The organism is Prosthecobacter sp., from assembly GCF_044222345.1.
In the GTDB taxonomy this organism is placed as follows: Bacteria; Verrucomicrobiota; Verrucomicrobiia; order Verrucomicrobiales; family Verrucomicrobiaceae; genus Prosthecobacter.
The window spans coordinates 58,954-74,802 of record NZ_JBGANL010000031.1; the positions used below are offsets into that span (position 1 = coordinate 58,954).

Below are 15,849 nucleotides of genomic sequence, written 5' to 3' on the forward strand. Positions count from 1 at the left end.
TGGCGAAGCAGGAAGGATGTTCACATGTGACTGTTTCCCATCTTGCACGCAGCGCGGTGCGTTTCACTATGCATGCAATATCGCATGATGGAATTCGCATTGTTCAGGCTGCCCGATGGGCGGGCATGGCTGGGAGAAGGCCCCTTCACCGCGCTGGCCACCGCGCCGGCAGCGGGAGGAGCCTTCTATATCAATGACTTCGACCTGAAGGACCCCAAGCCCTGGAAAGCGCCTGCCCGGCTGCATGAGATCACCGCCGGCAGCCTGGCGGAAAAGATTCACCTCAATGGCTCCCAAAAGCCTCAGATTCAATGGGCTAAACCCGCCACAGAATGGTTCAAGATGGCCTTCCGCCGCATCCGCCGGGACGTCCAGGCCAAGCGGCTGGAAAAGATGGTGCCTGTGCTGACCGAATCCGGCACTTTGACTGCGGGTGACCCGCGACGGCTGCTGGAGTCCATCATGCAAGCCCCGGCGAACATGTGGGGCTATGCGCATGTGAAAGAGAGCGGCGGGTTTCTCGGTGCCACGCCTGAACTGCTGTTCAAGGTGAAAGGGCAGCAGCTGGAAACGATGGCGCTGGCGGGCACGGCCAAGCCCGGCAATCAGGACGCGTTTCTGACGGATGTGAAGGAGATCGAGGAGCATGAGATCGTGGTGCGCTACCTCACGCAGCAGTTGCAGGCCCTGGGGGCCGTGACGCGTGATCCGCGCGTTTTGTGCCAGACCTCCGGTCTTGTGCACTTTCAGTCCAAGCTCAGCGTGCACCTGAACTCTGCCGCCGATCCGGCGCAACTGGTGCCGCTGCTGCACCCCACACCAGCGGTGGGCTGCCTGCCGCGTGATGCTGAGTCGATGGAAAAACTGCGGGAGTACCGGCAGCAGCTGAAGGTGCCGGGATTTTTTGGCGCACCGTTTGGCTTTGCCGAAACCGATGGCACCACGCACATCGTCGTCTCCATCCGTGGCATCTGCTGGGAGGGGAATCAGATCAGCCTGCCCTCCGGCTGCGGCATCGTGGGAGGCAGCGCCTTTGACCATGAATGGCGTGAACTGCGCCTCAAGCGCGAGGCCGTGCTGCGACTGCTGGCTCTTCAATCATGACGCAGACCCAGCTCATTCAACAAACGCTGCACACCATCGCGTACCTGGGCGTGCGGGAGGTGTGTGTGGCAGCCGGAGCTCGCAATGCGCCGCTGGTTTCCGCCCTGCTGGCGTGCAGCGGCGTGAAGATCTGGAATTTCTTTGAAGAACGCAGCGCGGCCTTCTTTGCGCTGGGCCGCATCATGGCCGACCGCCAGCCGGTGGCGGTGGTGACGACTTCAGGGACTGCGGCGGCGGAGCTGCTGCCGGCCGTGATCGAAGCGCATTATCAACATCTGCCGCTGGTGCTGGTGACGGCGGACCGGCCGAAGAGATACCGTGGCAGCGGAGCGCCACAGGCCATTGAACAGGCGGGTTTGTTTGGCGTCTATGCGACCATCGTGGGCGACTGGGATGCCACGGATGAATCCCATGAAGGCCACTGCTCCGACGGGCCGATGCACCTCAACGTGTGCCTGGACGAACCGCTGGAGACGAACGTGGCGGGCGTGGATTTTTCCGCCGCCCAGCAGCTGCCCGCCTCTGAAGAAGGGCCGCCCGGACCTCTGCAGTGTGATCTGGTCCTGGCTGCGGGGATGCACCCGCGTGAAGCTGCCGAGGCTGCCGCTTTGCTGGCCCGGCTCGGCGCGCCGATCATCGCCGAAGCGACCTCCAATCTGCATGGGTTCCCTGAACTGCAGCCGCTGCTGATTCCCGGTGGTGAACGGGCGCTGCAATCCGCACGCCCGGCGCACGTGCTGCGCATCGGCGCGGTGCCTTCGTGGCGCTGGTGGCGGGATCTGGAGGATCTGGCGAAGATCAAGGTCACCAACATCACGCGCACCGGGTTCAGCGGACTGGCGCGGATGGAGAATGTGGAAACGCTGGCGTGGGAGAACATCCGCAGCACGGAGCTGACCCGCGTCGATCCGCCCTGCGGCATCCTGCGCTTTGAGCCTGACTTCGAGAAATTCCCGGAGTCAGAACCGGCCTGGGTGAGCAAAATCGCGAAGGCGATTCCGGCAGGTTCGCGGGTGTTTCTGGGCAACAGCCTGCCGATTCGTGAATTCAACCTGGCGCTGCAGACAACGAAGTCGGGCATCGAGCTTTTTGCCAATCGTGGAGCGAACGGCATCGACGGACTCGTTTCGACCTTTCTCGGCACCAGCGCAGTGCATGGCGGCGAATGCTGGCTGATCCTCGGGGACCTGAGCGCGCTGTATGATCTCGCCGCGCCGTGGGTGATCTCCCAGATGGAGCATCCGCAATTGCGCATCGTGGTGATCAACAACGGGGGCGGCAAGATTTTCTCCCGCGTGGCCAGCATGCGCGCCCTGCCTGAGGCCGCGCGGAACGTGATCGAAAACCGCCACGCGCTGGGCTTTGAGCCTTGGGCGCAGCTCTGGGGCATGGAGTATCTTCAGACGGCTGATGCCCATGATCTCGCCGACCTGCTGCCAGTGCCCATGGTGATCGAAATCCGGCCCGATCCGCTGCAAACGGAAGCGTTCTGGAAGGACTGGCAGAAGCCGGTGATCCGGCCACGGTGAGGCTGCTGTGAAGCAGCGTGACTTAGAACCTACGCGGCGCATGGACGGGTGTGGCGACAGCCCGCCCGTCTGTCAGCGTACCGCAATCACGATGGCGTAAGGACGTCCTCGTAGTCGGGCGGTTTGGTGGAGGAGTTATAGAGCATGGTGCGTGCTCGACGCCAAACACGGCCGACCTACGGGAAAAAAGAGTCCGGCGAATCAGGCCACGATGTAATCGCGGAAGGCGGTGATGATCACCACCACGGAGCAGGCGCCAGCGTCGGGGAAGCCGATGCAGGCCTCGCCGAGGGTCTTGGCACGGCCGAACTTGGCCACCATGGCTTTGCTGGCTTCCTTGCCGGCTTCCGCGGCGGCGGCCACGGCGGTGATGGACTCTGGCAGAGATTGAGCGGAGACTTCGGCGGCCTTGGTGGCGGCAGGCTCCATGGCATCCACGCAGGTTTTGTCGCCGATGGCGGCACCGCCGCGCTGCTTCACGCCATCCACACCGGCCTGGAGGAATGCGGCCAGTGCGGCGGCATCGAAGGATTCTTTGCCATTGAGGGCTTTGCCGCCGTTGCGGAAGAAGGTGCCGAAGATGGCACCGCTGGCGCCGCCCATGCTGCTCATCATCGCCATGCCGACGGTGGCGAAGGCTTTCTCGATGCTTTCGACTTCGCCGGCGTTGAGCTTTTCCGTGGCCGCACGCATGCCGCGCTCCATGCCCATGCCATGATCCCCGTCTCCGAGATCACGGTCGGCCTGGGACAGCATCGGCTCGGCAGCGATGATACGCTCGCAGGCGAGCAGGAGCATGGCTTTGACTTCGTCTTTGGAAAGGGTGGCTTTGGGCATGGGACCGCGATTGTTGGCGCGCTGGCGGGGAAGTCAAATGCGAAGCCTGACCCGGCGGAGCCCCTGAGGAGGGCGGCAGCTCGTTAAAAAGTGCCTTCAAGCAACAGCAGTTCACGCAACAGGACGGAGTCAGGATCATTCATTTCCAAAACCATCACCGTCGTGCGTCCGATGGGTGTCTGTCCATGCAGCCACGCGCCCTGCCATTTGAAATGCTCCGTCCAGACATCCTGACGCGGACGAAACAGCCTGACCACCTCGCCTGTCACTGGATCAATTCCTGCCACATTGGCCCCCTTGTGCATGTTGCAGGAAAAGCACGCCCACGCCAGATTCTCCAGAACAGTGGGACCACGATGCTTCTCCGCGATGATGTGATCTGTGTGAAACGGAAGATCAGAGACATGCTCAGGCAACCGACAGTCCTCGCAACGGCCCGCAGCCTGCGCGATTACCTGCCGTTCCAGCTTGCGGGACGGTCTCGGCATAACTCATGCAGCAGCCTGTTTCAGCGAGAGGCGCGCCCGGGCCTTCATCAGTTCCAAGGTGCGTCCTGCTTTTTGGAAGCTCGTGAGTTCGTTTTGTTCTGCTTCGTCCAGTTCTGCCGCCTTGGCTTTCTCCAAGAGGACAAGCATCCTTTCCCGATCATCCGCAGAGAATGAAAAACTCAGAATGGCAGTGGCTGCCGCCTTGTCCCATCCGCCCGTTCCCGGCTGAATGAGACGGCTTAAAATGCCAGCTTCCGTGGTGGTCACTGAGTTCATGGGAGGGAACGTATGCCTCATTCCGCCCATTTCAACCCCTACCCCGATCTTCAGCACTTGTAATCCCATGGCAACTCAAGCCCCCTCCCAAGTTGCCACGCTTTTGCCGGGCTCTCGGCCCGAGCAGCTTCCTTGATTTGCACACGCTTGCCACACATCGCAGCCGCTTGCTCTGGACTGCCACAGGTTGCGCAGCCTTCGGAGGCCATGTGAACGGCGTGGTTGCCGGTTGCCACACCTAAGCACGGCAACTGGCAACCAGCGGGGAGAGGAGGCGTGAGGGAAGGCCCCCAAGGGTCAGCTTTATGGCTGGGCATTGGCTCACTGTGGAAGAACGCGCCGCGCATGCCAAACAGCGACTCCCTGGGCACGCCGATGGTGGGATGAATGCAGCCATGGAAGGATGTAATATAATCATATTCGTTGAAGGCCTGACACCATGGGCTGTTGAAAACGAGCCTGAAGGAACAGGCCTGTTTTCCAAGCGGAGGATCAGGCACGCTTCATGCCGGGGCGTAGGATGGACGTGGCGTCCAAGAGCGTGAGGCAAGCGTCTTGAGCCTGCGAGCGATGGGTGAGGCAGCATTGAGCGATCCACAGGCGCTGTGGCGTATGAACGTCCTCGCAGTCGGGCGGTTTGGCGGACGTGGCGCTGGAGCATGAGCAGCACTCGACGCCAAACACGACCGACCTACGTTCCTGAAAGCCGCATGCACTCTCAGCGACAGACTTATTTTCAATGGAGCATGCCATGACACCAGCCTTCCCTCGCGTGACAAGAATGCCCCCCCTTAACCGCAGGCCACTCACAGGTATGGTCCCGGGGGCTGCAGCACCCTTGTGGGGCCCGGTCAGTTCCCCGCCCTGCATGGTTTCCACATGGCAACCAGACACCCTCTCATGGTTGCCGTCGTTTTTTTGAAATGGGGCGGATCAAATACCATTCCATGCCATTTCTCACCACAGATTGCAGCGAATTGCCATCCATTGCCCCGTTTTCAGGGGGGGGGCGGAAACATGGTTGCCGGTTGCCGTGCTTAGGGGTGGCAACCGGCAACCGGAGGGAAGAAAGAGGCCGTCCCCTACCCCTTCGCGCGCTGGTCTGCGCGGCGCAGCCGGTCGGCCATGCCTTTCATGACGTGCAGGGCAAACTGCGGCATCTCATCGACCATGTAGAGGAAGTGATGCCGGTTCACGGGGAGGAGCTTGCAGTCGGTGCGGGCAATGGCGTCAGCGGTGCGCTCGGAGTCTTCGATGAGGGAGATTTCGCCAAAGAACCCTTCGGGCAGAACGGTCTCGACGACGACACCGTTGATGACGATGTCCACCTCCCCGCTCTGCACCACAAACATCTCCCCCGAGTCGTCGCCCGCATTAAAAATGGCTGTTCCTTGCAGAACGAACCGCACGTTGGCAGGGCTGGCGAAGATCTCGGGGAGTTTCATGGTGTGGGCGGGTTTACAGTTTGGTGTAGCCCACGCTTTCGCAGGGCAGGTCCCAGAGTTTTTTGAGTTCGGCATCCAGCTTGGTGATGCTGAAGCTGACACCGGCCATTTCCTGGCAGGTGACAATGTTGTCGACGATGGTCTGGTGAATCTTGATGCCGCGTGCGTCGAGGATGGGCTTCGCGCCGCGCAGGAGGATGAGGAGCTCCATCATGTGGGTGGAGCCGAGGCTGTTGACGAAGAACACGATTTCATCTCCGGCGCCCAGAGGAAGGTCATCGGCGAAAAGCAGGTCGAGGATCTTGGCGGCGAGTTCATCGGCGGTGCACATGGGGATGAGACCCACGCCTTTTTCACCATGGATGCCCATGCCGAGGCCGATCACGTCATCGGCCAGTTCGAAGGTGGGCTTGCCGGTGGCAGGAATGCTGCCGGGCTTGGTGGAGACGCCGACGGTGCGGGTGTTGTCGCAGGCCTTTTGGGCGATGCGGGCGAGTTCGTCCAGGGAATCCACCGTCTGGGCGGCGGCGCCGGCAAGCTTGGTGATCGGCACGAGGCCGGCGACGCCACGACGCTTGTGCTTTTCCGAAGGGGGGGCGGAGCAGACGTCGTCGGCGATGATGACGGTCTTCACAGTGATGCCTTCATCTGCGGCCAGTTCCGCGCCAATGTCGAAATTCATCACGTCCCCGGCGTAGTTGCCGTAGAGGAAGAGCACGCCCTTGCCACGGTTCACGGCCTGCGCGGCTTCCAGCACGATGTCCGGCGGCGGAGCGGCGAAGATCTCACCCACGGCAGCGCCATCGGCCATGCCTTTGCCGACGAGGCCGTGATAGATCGGCTCATGCCCGGCACCGCCGCCCACGAGCAAGGCTGGCGCGTCCGGACGAAGATCATTCATGACGATGGAACGCGTGCCGACGCGGCGGGCCTTGCCATCATAAGCAAGCACGAGACCTTCAAAGAGTTCGTCGGCGCACTTGAGCGGATTGTTGATGATCTTCTTGGCAGGATTGGCGTGGCTCATGGTTTGAATCGTCTGGGTTGGAAAGGAAACGTCAGTTTTACGGCGTACACCGGGGCTCTGTCAAAGCACGATTCACCGTCCTGCGAGAGAGCGGTCCGGCATCTGAAAGGCGTTCTCAATCACATGGACGCGCGGCAGCTCGCCCTCAGTGAGGATGACCTCGGCTATGTCGAAGCGGAACTTGAGGCGGGGATTTCCCAGCAGGCGCAGCCAGTCCATGGCTCCGCGCTGAATGAGGCGCTGTTTGTCAGGCCCCACGGCATCGGCAGGGCGGCCAAAGGCGGTACTGGTGCGGGACTTCACCTCGATGAAGGTGAGCACATCCCGATGCCGGGCGACGATGTCCACCTCCCCACGGTTTCCACCCCGGTAGTTCCGATACAGCACCTTGCGACCATGCGCGGTGAGCCAGCGTGCGGCGATGATTTCACCCATGTCGCCGATTTCCCTGCTGGCCATTTTTCGTCCGGCCAGCCGGCGCTGAAACACAGCCTGCGGCCGGGCGCGCAGCCAGAGCGCCCCTGCCCGCACCCGCACATTCCCTGTGACCCGCCGCCGCAGCCAGCGCCACAGACTGAGAGGCCGGGAGAGGAGGCGCTTCATGCCAGACCGAGTTCGAGCTGGGCCACCGGACCAAAACTGCGCCGGTGATGAGGGCAGGGACCGTACTGCCTCAAAGCCGCCAGATGTGCAGGCGTGGGGTAGCCCTTGTGAATTTCAAACCCGTACTCCGGATGCTGCCGCGCCATGGCGACCATGAGGCGATCCCGCGTGACCTTGGCGATGATGCTGGCCGCCGCGATGGAATAGCTGAGGCTGTCTCCTTTGACCAAGGCGACCTGATGCAGAGGGAAGCGCTTTACGGGCTTGCCGTCAATGAGGGCCGCATCTGGCACCGGCTGCAAGCCGAGCGCGGCACGCCGCATGCCCTCCCAGGTGGCCTGAAGGATGTTGATGCGGTCGATTTCCTCAGGCTCGATGCTCACGCAGTGCCAGCGGATGCGAGAATCACTGGTGATCTCTTCGTACAATCGCTCGCGCTTCACTTCACTGAGCTGCTTGGAATCATTGAGCACGGCGTGCGTGAAGTCGTCCGGCAGAACGACCGCCGCCACACACACGGGACCGGCGAGAGGGCCACGGCCAGCCTCATCAATCCCGGCCACGATGCGGTGCCCCTCAGCGCGCAGCGCGTTCTCGTGGTCGATCGTTGGCATGGTATAAAGAATGGGGAACCACGCAGCTGCTGCTATTTCACCTCTATGGGGAGGGTCACTTTGGCCGGAGCGCCGCTCTCAGGCGCCTGCCAGCGCAGCACTTCGGCGCCTGGCTTGGCGGGATCTTTGGACAGCTTGTAGATGCGGATTTCCAAAGCGGCTTTTCCGCCTTCGGGCTTTGGCACAGGCTTCATGTGCAGGGTGATTTCGTTGTGCCCGTTGACGAGGCCGCCGATGAGAATCTGCTGATCCAGCCCGTCCCGCACGGGATCGTACGTGATGCCATTCATGCTCATGGTCGTTTCATAGCCGAAGCTCTGCAGCTTGCTGCCCGCCTTGTAATCTGGAACACGGCACAGAGGCGGCGGCGAAGGCATGCTGCCGGGGGGCGTGTACTCGGGGGTGTCGAGAAAGTCGGGACGCTTGCCAGCCTTCAGCTCCTTGACCACTTCCGGAGCACTGTCCAGACGGGAGATGCGGTTGCTGTCATACTTCCACACTCCGTTCTCACGGCCGAACTTCAGTTTCAGGAGGTTTTCGCGGATGAGTTCCTTGTCCTGGCCCATGTCGATCCGGCCAAAATAAACGAGGTGCGCGGTATCACCCACCGCCTGCGCCTCCAGAAGACGCAGGCCCGCCAGAACCGGAGGCTGCACATCGGAGGCAAACACCGCGTCAGGAAAGGTCTGGCGCTCACTGACCACCATGTTGCGAATCACCGTCTGACGATAGAGGGTGATGCTGGCCGCCCAGGCCCTGGCATCCTTGCGCTGCATGGCGTCACTCCATTTGTAATACGCCTTCTCCAGCACTGCCTGCAGTCCGGCCTCGTCCTCCTGAGCATAAGCATGAGGGCAAAGTTGAAACAGGCTTAATCCAAGGAGAAGGGAAAGGAAAGGGCGCATGGTGGTTGCGGTGACGACTGCAAACAAGGGCACGTTTTACGCAAAAACAACCGGACTCCATCATTTTATAATTAGCATCCCGGGAAATTTGCTGTGATAGTTTTAATCCAGAGTAAAACCATTTGCCCGATTTGGTCATTCTGGTAAACGTCAACGTCTTTACCCCCCAAACATGGTGTCCCACAGCGAAGGTCAGCCCCGCACCCCCCCGATTGATCGCAATCGGGAGTTGCTGAAGACCGCCCGAGAAGAAATCTACAAGACTGTCGGTGGTGTGAACCTCTCGGCTTATATTTGGGAACCCGAGATGGACAAGGCACCCTCGTACCCCAAATCTGTGGCAGCCTTCTTTTTCAGCAGCGGCTGGGACAACGGCCAGGTGGCACAGTTTGCCCCGCACTGCGTGTATTTCGCCTCTCGTGGCATGACGACGATCTGTTTTGATTATCGCGTCGCCAGCCGTCACGGCACGGGTCCGGTCGAGGCCATGGCAGATGCACGCTCCGCCATTCGCTGGATCCGCATGAACGCGGTCGAACTGGGCATCAACCCCGGCAAGATCGTCGGTGTGGGTGGTTCCGGGGGTGGGCATGCCATTGCCTCTTCAGCCATCCTGAGTGGTTTCGATGATCCTTCAGACGCGCTGGACTGCAGCCCGGCCCCGAATGCCATCGTGCTGTTCAATCCGGTGATGGACACCTACTCCAAGTACGCCTTTGGTCGTGACCGCTGGCCGGACCAGTCCACCTGCAAGGCCGCAGACCTCATCCGCGCCATACGCCCCGGCCTGCCGCCCATGCTCATCATGCATGGCACGGGTGATCGCGTCGTCCCCTTTGACGGTTCCTATCAGTTTGCGCGCAAATCGAGCAAGAAGAAGAACCTCTGCCGTCTGATCGAGTTCGAAGGCCAGGGCCACGGCTTCTTCAATTTCAATCTCTCCTTTGAGATGTATGAAGCGACGCTGATGGCGATGGACGAACTCCTAGTGGAACTCGGCTTCCTCGAACCGGACCCCGAAGCGGGCCTGGGCAAGGTGGAATAGACCGCCTGCGACAGGAATGACAAATTCCGAAAACCAAATGACGAATTTCCGCTCACACGCCGTTTCGTCATTTGAACGCTCGCGCATTCTTTCATCATTTTGAGTTTGCCACTCGTTACCCTTTCCAACCCAACGCATCGAAAAACCATGCTCCGCTCTCTCCTTCTCGCAGCAGTCGTCTCCACCGCCCATGCCGCCGACTGGCCGCAGGACCACAGCGATCTCAAAGCCGATCCCAAAGCGCAGTACGGCACGCTCGAAAATGGCGTGCGCTACGTCATCCTGCCGCATGATGAACCGCCCGGACGCGCGAGCATCCGCCTTTATATGGATGTGGGGTCGCTCATGGAGCAGGACGACCAGCAGGGCATGGCGCACTACCTTGAGCACATGGCCTTCAATGGCTCGCGGCATTTCAAAGGCGGCGAGATGGTGGAGTACTTCCAGCGCCTGGGCATGGGATTCGGTGCGGACACCAACGCGCACACCTCCTTCAAGGAAACGGTGTACATGCTCGAACTGCCGAAGGTGGAGCCGAAGTACATCGCCGAAGGCCTGCAGCTTTTCCGCGATGATCTGGACGGCATGCTGCTGAATGAAGCCGAGATCGACAAGGAACGTGGCATCATCCTCAGCGAGAAGCTCAGCCGGGACTCCATTGAATACCGCACCATGATGGCGGGCTACAAGTTTGCCATGCCGGAGTCCATCCTGCCCGACCGCATGCCCATCGGCACGGAAGAGATGATCAAAACGATGAAGCGCCCGCGCTTCGCGGACTTCTACGAGAAGTATTACACACCGAAGCGCGCCATCATTGTGGCCGTGGGGGATTTCAAAGACACTGACGCCGTCAAAGCGGAGATCGTAAAGCAATTTGCCGACGCCAAACCCAAGCATGGCGAAGCTGAAGACCCCAATCTTGGCAAGGTGACCTCCGGCTACGGCATCATCGCCAAGCTGCACACGGAGATGCAGGCCGAGGCGCTGACCCTCTCTGTGGAGATCCCCCGCCCTGCCAAAAACAAGCCGGACAATGCGGCCACGCGCCGGGAAAAGACGATCCGCGATCTCGCGGACATGATGATCAATCAGCGGCTGTCCAAGCTCTCGAAGGCTGAAGGCGCCCCCTTCATGGGCGCAGAAAGCTACAGCTATGAGTACCTCGAATTCGTCAGCGTGAACGGCATCCAGGCCCAGTGTGATCCCAAGAACTGGAAGGCCACGCTCACGCTGCTGGAAACTGAGCTGCGCCGCGCCATCGAGCACGGATTCACGGAAGCCGAATTTGAAGAAGCCAAGGCCACCATCCTCAAAGGTGCCAAGCTGCGCGCCGACCAGGCCGACAGCCGCAAGTCACGGGATCTCGCCAGCGGTCTGGTGAGCATTCTTGCCAGCAAGAAGGTCTTCACGCATCCGGCGGATGATCTTGCCCGCATCTCCACGGTGCTGGCCAGCCTGAAGGAAGAGGACAGCCATGCAGCGCTGGTGGCCGACTGGAAGGGTGACGACGTGCAGATCTTCCTCGGCGGCAATTTGAAGCTCGAAGGGGATGCCTCCAAGCAGATCATTGAAACCTTCAAGGCCAGCCGCGCCAAACCCGTGGCCGCCCCTGCGAAGGAAGAAACCGCCGCCTTTGCCTACACGGAGTTTGGCCCTGCGGGCAAGGTCGCCAGCCGCTCGGAAGCGAAGGATCTCGAAATCAGCCAGGCGGTGTTTGAAAACAATGTACGCTTCAACTTCAAGCACACCGAATTTGAAAAGGGCACCATCCGCGTGCTGATCAACTTCGGCGGTGGCAAGCTCAGCACCCCTGCTGGCAAGCCGGGCATCATCCCCTTTGCCCAGAGCACCTTCCAACTGGGCGGCCTGGAAAAGCATGGGGTGGATGACATCCGCCGCATCTTCGCCAGCCGCACCGTGGGCAGTGATTTCGCGATTGGCGATGAAGCTTTCCTGCTCAGCGGCCGGACCACGCCGGCGGATCTGGAGGCCCAGCTGCAACTGCTCACCGCCTACCTTGTGGCGCCGGGGTATCGCGAAGAAGCGGCACGTCAGTTTGAAAAAAATATCGACCCCATGTACACCCAGCTGCAGCACACTGCGGAGGGCGTGATGAACAATGACGTCGTCTCCTTCATGCACTCAGGTGATGCACGCTGGGGCTTCCCGAAAATCGAGGAACTGCGCAAGCGCACGCTGGCCGAACTCAAAGCCTGGCTCACACCGGCGCTGACGCAGGATTACCTGGAAGTCACGGTGCTGGGAGACGTGGATGCTGAAACCGCGCTCAACGCCGTGGCCAAGACACTCGGTGCGCTGCCGAAGCGTGCGGAGAAGAAGCCTGCGTATGAAAAGGAACGCATGGTGGCCTTCCCCAAGCCGGAGGCCAGCAAGACCTTCCCCTTTGACACCGAGATCCCGAAGGCCATCGCCACTGTTTACTGGCCCACCACGGACATGCTCAACATCAAGCGCACCCGCCGCCTGACGGTGCTGGGCTCCATCCTGGACGACCGGCTGCGCATCAAGGTGCGTGAAGAGCTGGGAGACACCTACAGCCCCGCCTGCTACCACGTGGCCAACGACACCTTCACCGGCTACGGCTACATGACGACGATGATCGAGTGCAAGCCGGAGCTGGCCGTCTCACTGACCAAGCTGGTGACTGAAATCGCCGACAAGCTTTCAGGCGGGCCGATCACCGACGATGAATTTGACCGCGCCATCAAACCAATGCTGGCCCAACTGGAGCAGATGCGCCGCGACAACCGGTACTGGTCCATGAACGTGCTGCGCTGTGCGCAGGAGCATCCAGAACGCCTCGACTGGGCGCGCAGTTTCGTCAGTGATTTTGCCGGAATCAAGAAGGAGGAGCTGGAAGCCCTCGCGAAGGAATATCTGGGTGCCAAGCGCGCGGTGTCTGCTGACATCATTCCGATCGAGAAGAAGAAGTAATCCATAAGCGGGCGGGGGCTCGCTTCGCAGCCGCCCCCGTTTTCTGGCCCAGTATTGTAGTGCCGGCTGCTGCGAAGCCGCGAAGCCAACCCGGCATTGCAATACCCAGAGATCAGACTAAGCGCGCCTTCAGCGAACTTACTTCCGCGCTCACGTCTCCTGCCTGCAAAAACGCGGACACCACCACCACGCGGCGTGCACCTGCGGCGATGATTTCATCGAGACGCGCGGCATTGACGCCACCGATGCAGAAGATCGGGAGAGTGACGCGACGATGGACTTCGGTGATGTCGTTTAAACCGATGGGCACGTAGTCTGGCTTCGTCCCCGTGGCATACAGCGGGCCAAAGCCGATGTAGTCCGCGCCTTCTGCCTGAGCGGCGACGGCCTGCGCGAGGCTGTGGGTGGATTTGCCGACAAAGCATGCCGGGCCTACGACGGCGCGTGCTTTAGCCACGGCATCGTCATCCTGCCCCACGTGCACGCCTTCACTGCCAATGGCGGCGGCGATTTCGAGATGATCATTGATCACCAGCGGCACGCCATGGGAGCGGGTGATGGGAAGCATCAGGCGGGCGAGGCGTTCGATTTCCATCGAGGTCAGTTTCTTGGCGCGGAGCTGGAGGACATCCACACCGCCGACGCAGAGCTGATTGGTCATGGGTTCGACGTTTTCCGCCGTGACATAACCGAGGTCAACGATGCCGTAGAGCCGTGCGTCTTGAATGCGTTTCATGGGTGCGCTTTGCATGAGTGGTGATGCGGCTTTCTGCAAGGCTGAGTTTCCGGTTGCCCCGGCTTCACTCGGAGCCTATGACAATCCATGGCGGCGGGCACCCTTCGTGGAGCCCCCCGTTTTCTTTATCTGCATGTGCGTGCACAACGCCCATGCAGCCGTTCGCAGATGCAGGGAAGGCCGTGAGAACCGGCCACAGTGGCGCTGCGGTATCGGGTAACGACCCTCCATTCATGTCTGCGGACATGGAGCAAAGCCAATCGGGAGCAATCTTTGGTGAAGGCGGAGGCGAGGAGCGGCGGTCAAACGTCGCACAAACCCGGAGTCCGAACATCTCGCTGCGAACACATCATCCTCTCCACCGCTCTTTTGGGCAGTGCGCGGATGATTTCATCGAACCAATGAAACCCACACACACATGTTCATCCACATATCCCGTGGACGCAGCCTCACGCTCGCGTCCCTGTCCCTGCTCCTCAGTACCCTCTCCTTGCTAAGAGCCGAACCGGTCAAAAAGCCGGACGAAAAAACCAAAGAGAGAGCCTCTGCTCCGTCACCCCTGACCGAGGTCGTCATCACCGCCACCAAGACGGAAACCGAGCGCTGGCGCACCGCCAGCAGTGTGACGGTCATTGACCGCCAGCGAATCGAGGAGCAGCAATACAAGCTCGTCCCAGATGCCCTCCGCCAAGTCCCTGGCCTCACCATCGCGGACCGCGGCACCCCGGGCTCAGTCAATGGCATCTTCCTCCGAGGAACCAACAGCGACCAAACCCTCGTCGTCATCGATGGCCGCCCCGTCCCTGCCAATCTCGCCGGCCTCTACAACATTGAGACCATGACGCTCGACAACGTCGAGCGCATTGAAGTCCTTCGCGGCCCTGCCGCCAGCCTCTATGGAGGCAAGACCCTCGGCGGCGTCATCAACATCATCACCCGCAGTGGTAAAGGCCTCAAAAAGCCAGAGACCAGCCTCTCCTTTGAGGCAGGCAGCTATGGCAGCTTCCGCGAGAGCCTCGGCACCCGTGGTGCGGCAGGCATCTTCGACTGGAGCCTTGAACTCAGCCGTCAAGATACCCAGGGCTACCGCATCAACAGCCAGTTCCAGCTCAGCAACGTCGCCGCCAAGTTTGGTGCCCAGCTAGCTGACACACTCCGCTTTGATGTCGACCTTCGCTACTACAATGCAGACGTCGGTGCCCCCGGTGCCACCACTGGCTTTGGTGCCAATGATCCCGATGCCCACGTCCTCAGCGAATACTGGAGCATCTCCCCTCGCATCGTCTGGGAAACCAATGACCGCTGGACCCAGACTCTCACCTACCAGTTCGGAAACTTCCGCCAGGCCTCCACCAACTTCAACTTTGGCGGCGGCAACAACCGCATCACCTCCCGCAATCACTTCTTCGAATACCAGAGCGTCTTCAAGGCCACGGACAAGTGGACAATCACCGCAGGTGCGTGGCTCCAGGACATCGGCTACTCCCGCTACAACGATGACGCTCCAGGCCTCTTCAATCCCGGCGGCCAAAGCTATGACGTGGATCAAGCCGAGACCAACTGGGCGCTTTATCTCCAGTCTCAGGCCGAAATTCTTACCGGCTGGAACATCAACACAGGCATCCGTCGCGACACTTATTCCGACTTCCAGGACGCCACCACCTGGCGCGTGGGCACCAGCTGGCTCGTGCCTTGGACCCAGACCGTCCTTCATGCCAACTACGGCACCGCCTTCGCACCTGCCAGCCCCCAAAACCGCGAGGCAGCCCTCTTTGGCGATCCCACCTTCATCAGGCCTGAAAAAAGCAAGGGCCTGGAATTCGGCATCGAGCAGCCCTTCGCCAACAAGAAAGGCAGCGTCAGCCTCACCTACTTCCGCAACAGCATCGAGAACCTCATCGTCTTCCTCCCACCCTTCGGCCCACTTCAGCAGATCAACAACGCCCGCACCTCAGGCCTTGAGGCAGCCTTCAGCTATCAGCCCAGCACCCGCTACGGCTTCACCGCCCAGTACACCTACCTTGATGCCAATGACCTGACCGCCGGCGTTCGTCTCGTCCGCCGTCCCCGTCACACGCTCTCCGGCGACGCCTGGGTCAAACCGGTCGAAAAATTCCGTCTCGGCATCGGTGCCATCTATCTCATCGATCGCGAAGACGGCTTCGGTGCCGCCCAGGCCGATGTCGAAGATTACCTGCGTCTCCGCCTCACTGCCAGCTATCAGCTCAATCCCAACGTCGAGCTCTTCGCCCGCGTCGAAAACCTCCTCGGCGAAAAATATT

14 protein-coding genes and 1 riboswitch are annotated in these 15,849 nt (G+C 60.8%); of the genes, 5 read left to right on the top strand and 9 right to left on the bottom strand.

Features of this window, described 5'->3' with window-relative positions; all coding sequences use genetic code 11:
- Window positions 1-84: 84 nt before the first annotated feature.
- Entirely contained in the window at window positions 85-1,104 is a 1,020-nt protein-coding gene (locus tag ACILSL_RS16715) for a chorismate-binding protein (RefSeq protein ID WP_395733193.1), read from the top strand.
- On the top strand, window positions 1,101-2,633 hold the full coding sequence (locus tag ACILSL_RS16720; RefSeq protein WP_395733194.1) for a thiamine pyrophosphate-binding protein: 1,533 nt from the start codon (window positions 1,101-1,103) through the stop codon (window positions 2,631-2,633). Before ACILSL_RS16715 ends, ACILSL_RS16720 begins: the two co-directional genes overlap by 4 nt.
- A 201-nt stretch (window positions 2,634-2,834) precedes the next feature.
- On the opposite strand, the gene dhaL is transcribed toward ACILSL_RS16720, so the two are convergent.
- The 8 genes from dhaL to ACILSL_RS16760 form a co-directional block, all read right to left on the bottom strand.
- Window positions 2,835-3,470: a dihydroxyacetone kinase subunit DhaL gene (dhaL, locus tag ACILSL_RS16725; RefSeq protein WP_395733195.1), complete on the bottom strand. Its 636-nt coding sequence runs from the start codon at window positions 3,468-3,470 to the stop codon at window positions 2,835-2,837.
- A gap of 83 nt (window positions 3,471-3,553) precedes the next feature.
- Window positions 3,554-3,958 (bottom strand): HNH endonuclease, encoded by a 405-nt coding sequence (locus ACILSL_RS16730; protein WP_395733196.1) that lies wholly within the window; start codon window positions 3,956-3,958, stop codon window positions 3,554-3,556.
- Between the two features lie 3 nt (window positions 3,959-3,961).
- Complete coding sequence (locus tag ACILSL_RS16735; protein ID WP_395733197.1) at window positions 3,962-4,303, bottom strand: hypothetical protein; 342 nt, start codon at window positions 4,301-4,303, stop codon at window positions 3,962-3,964.
- Between the two features lie 1,013 nt (window positions 4,304-5,316).
- A complete protein-coding gene (locus ACILSL_RS16740; RefSeq protein ID WP_395733198.1) occupies window positions 5,317-5,679 on the bottom strand; it encodes a Crp/Fnr family transcriptional regulator in 363 nt (120 codons plus the stop codon).
- Between the two features lie 13 nt (window positions 5,680-5,692).
- Window positions 5,693-6,706, bottom strand: a complete 1,014-nt coding sequence (locus ACILSL_RS16745) for a dihydroxyacetone kinase subunit DhaK (protein ID WP_395733199.1) — start codon at window positions 6,704-6,706, stop codon at window positions 5,693-5,695.
- 72 nt (window positions 6,707-6,778) lie between these two features.
- A complete protein-coding gene (locus ACILSL_RS16750; RefSeq protein ID WP_395733200.1) occupies window positions 6,779-7,309 on the bottom strand; it encodes a YraN family protein in 531 nt (176 codons plus the stop codon).
- Window positions 7,306-7,923: a ribonuclease HII gene (locus tag ACILSL_RS16755; protein ID WP_395733201.1), complete on the bottom strand. Its 618-nt coding sequence runs from the start codon at window positions 7,921-7,923 to the stop codon at window positions 7,306-7,308. The genes ACILSL_RS16750 and ACILSL_RS16755 overlap by 4 nt, the downstream gene beginning before the upstream one ends.
- 32 nt (window positions 7,924-7,955) lie before the next feature.
- Entirely contained in the window at window positions 7,956-8,828 is an 873-nt protein-coding gene (locus ACILSL_RS16760) for a hypothetical protein (protein WP_395733202.1), read from the bottom strand.
- A 172-nt stretch (window positions 8,829-9,000) separates the two neighbouring features.
- Here ACILSL_RS16760 and ACILSL_RS16765 point away from each other — a divergent pair, with 172 nt between their 5' ends.
- Together ACILSL_RS16765 and ACILSL_RS16770 are read left to right on the top strand one after the other, a co-directional pair.
- Window positions 9,001-9,873 carry an alpha/beta hydrolase gene (locus ACILSL_RS16765; protein WP_395733203.1) on the top strand — a complete coding sequence of 291 codons (873 nt, stop codon included), beginning with the start codon at window positions 9,001-9,003 and terminating at the stop codon, window positions 9,871-9,873.
- A gap of 147 nt (window positions 9,874-10,020) precedes the next feature.
- The gene (locus tag ACILSL_RS16770; protein WP_395733204.1) at window positions 10,021-12,831 is read left to right on the top strand and encodes a M16 family metallopeptidase; all 2,811 of its coding nucleotides are present in this window, start codon (window positions 10,021-10,023) and stop codon (window positions 12,829-12,831) included.
- Between the two features lie 112 nt (window positions 12,832-12,943).
- Here the strand turns inward: ACILSL_RS16770 and thiE are convergent, their stop codons facing one another.
- On the bottom strand, window positions 12,944-13,567 hold the full coding sequence (gene thiE / locus ACILSL_RS16775) for a thiamine phosphate synthase (RefSeq protein WP_395733205.1): 624 nt from the start codon (window positions 13,565-13,567) through the stop codon (window positions 12,944-12,946).
- Between the two features lie 139 nt (window positions 13,568-13,706).
- Window positions 13,707-13,924, top strand: a riboswitch (cobalamin riboswitch).
- Between the two features lie 61 nt (window positions 13,925-13,985).
- Here thiE and ACILSL_RS16780 point away from each other — a divergent pair.
- On the top strand, window positions 13,986-15,849 hold a 1,864-nt coding region (locus ACILSL_RS16780), incomplete at its 3' end, for a TonB-dependent receptor plug domain-containing protein (RefSeq protein WP_395733206.1).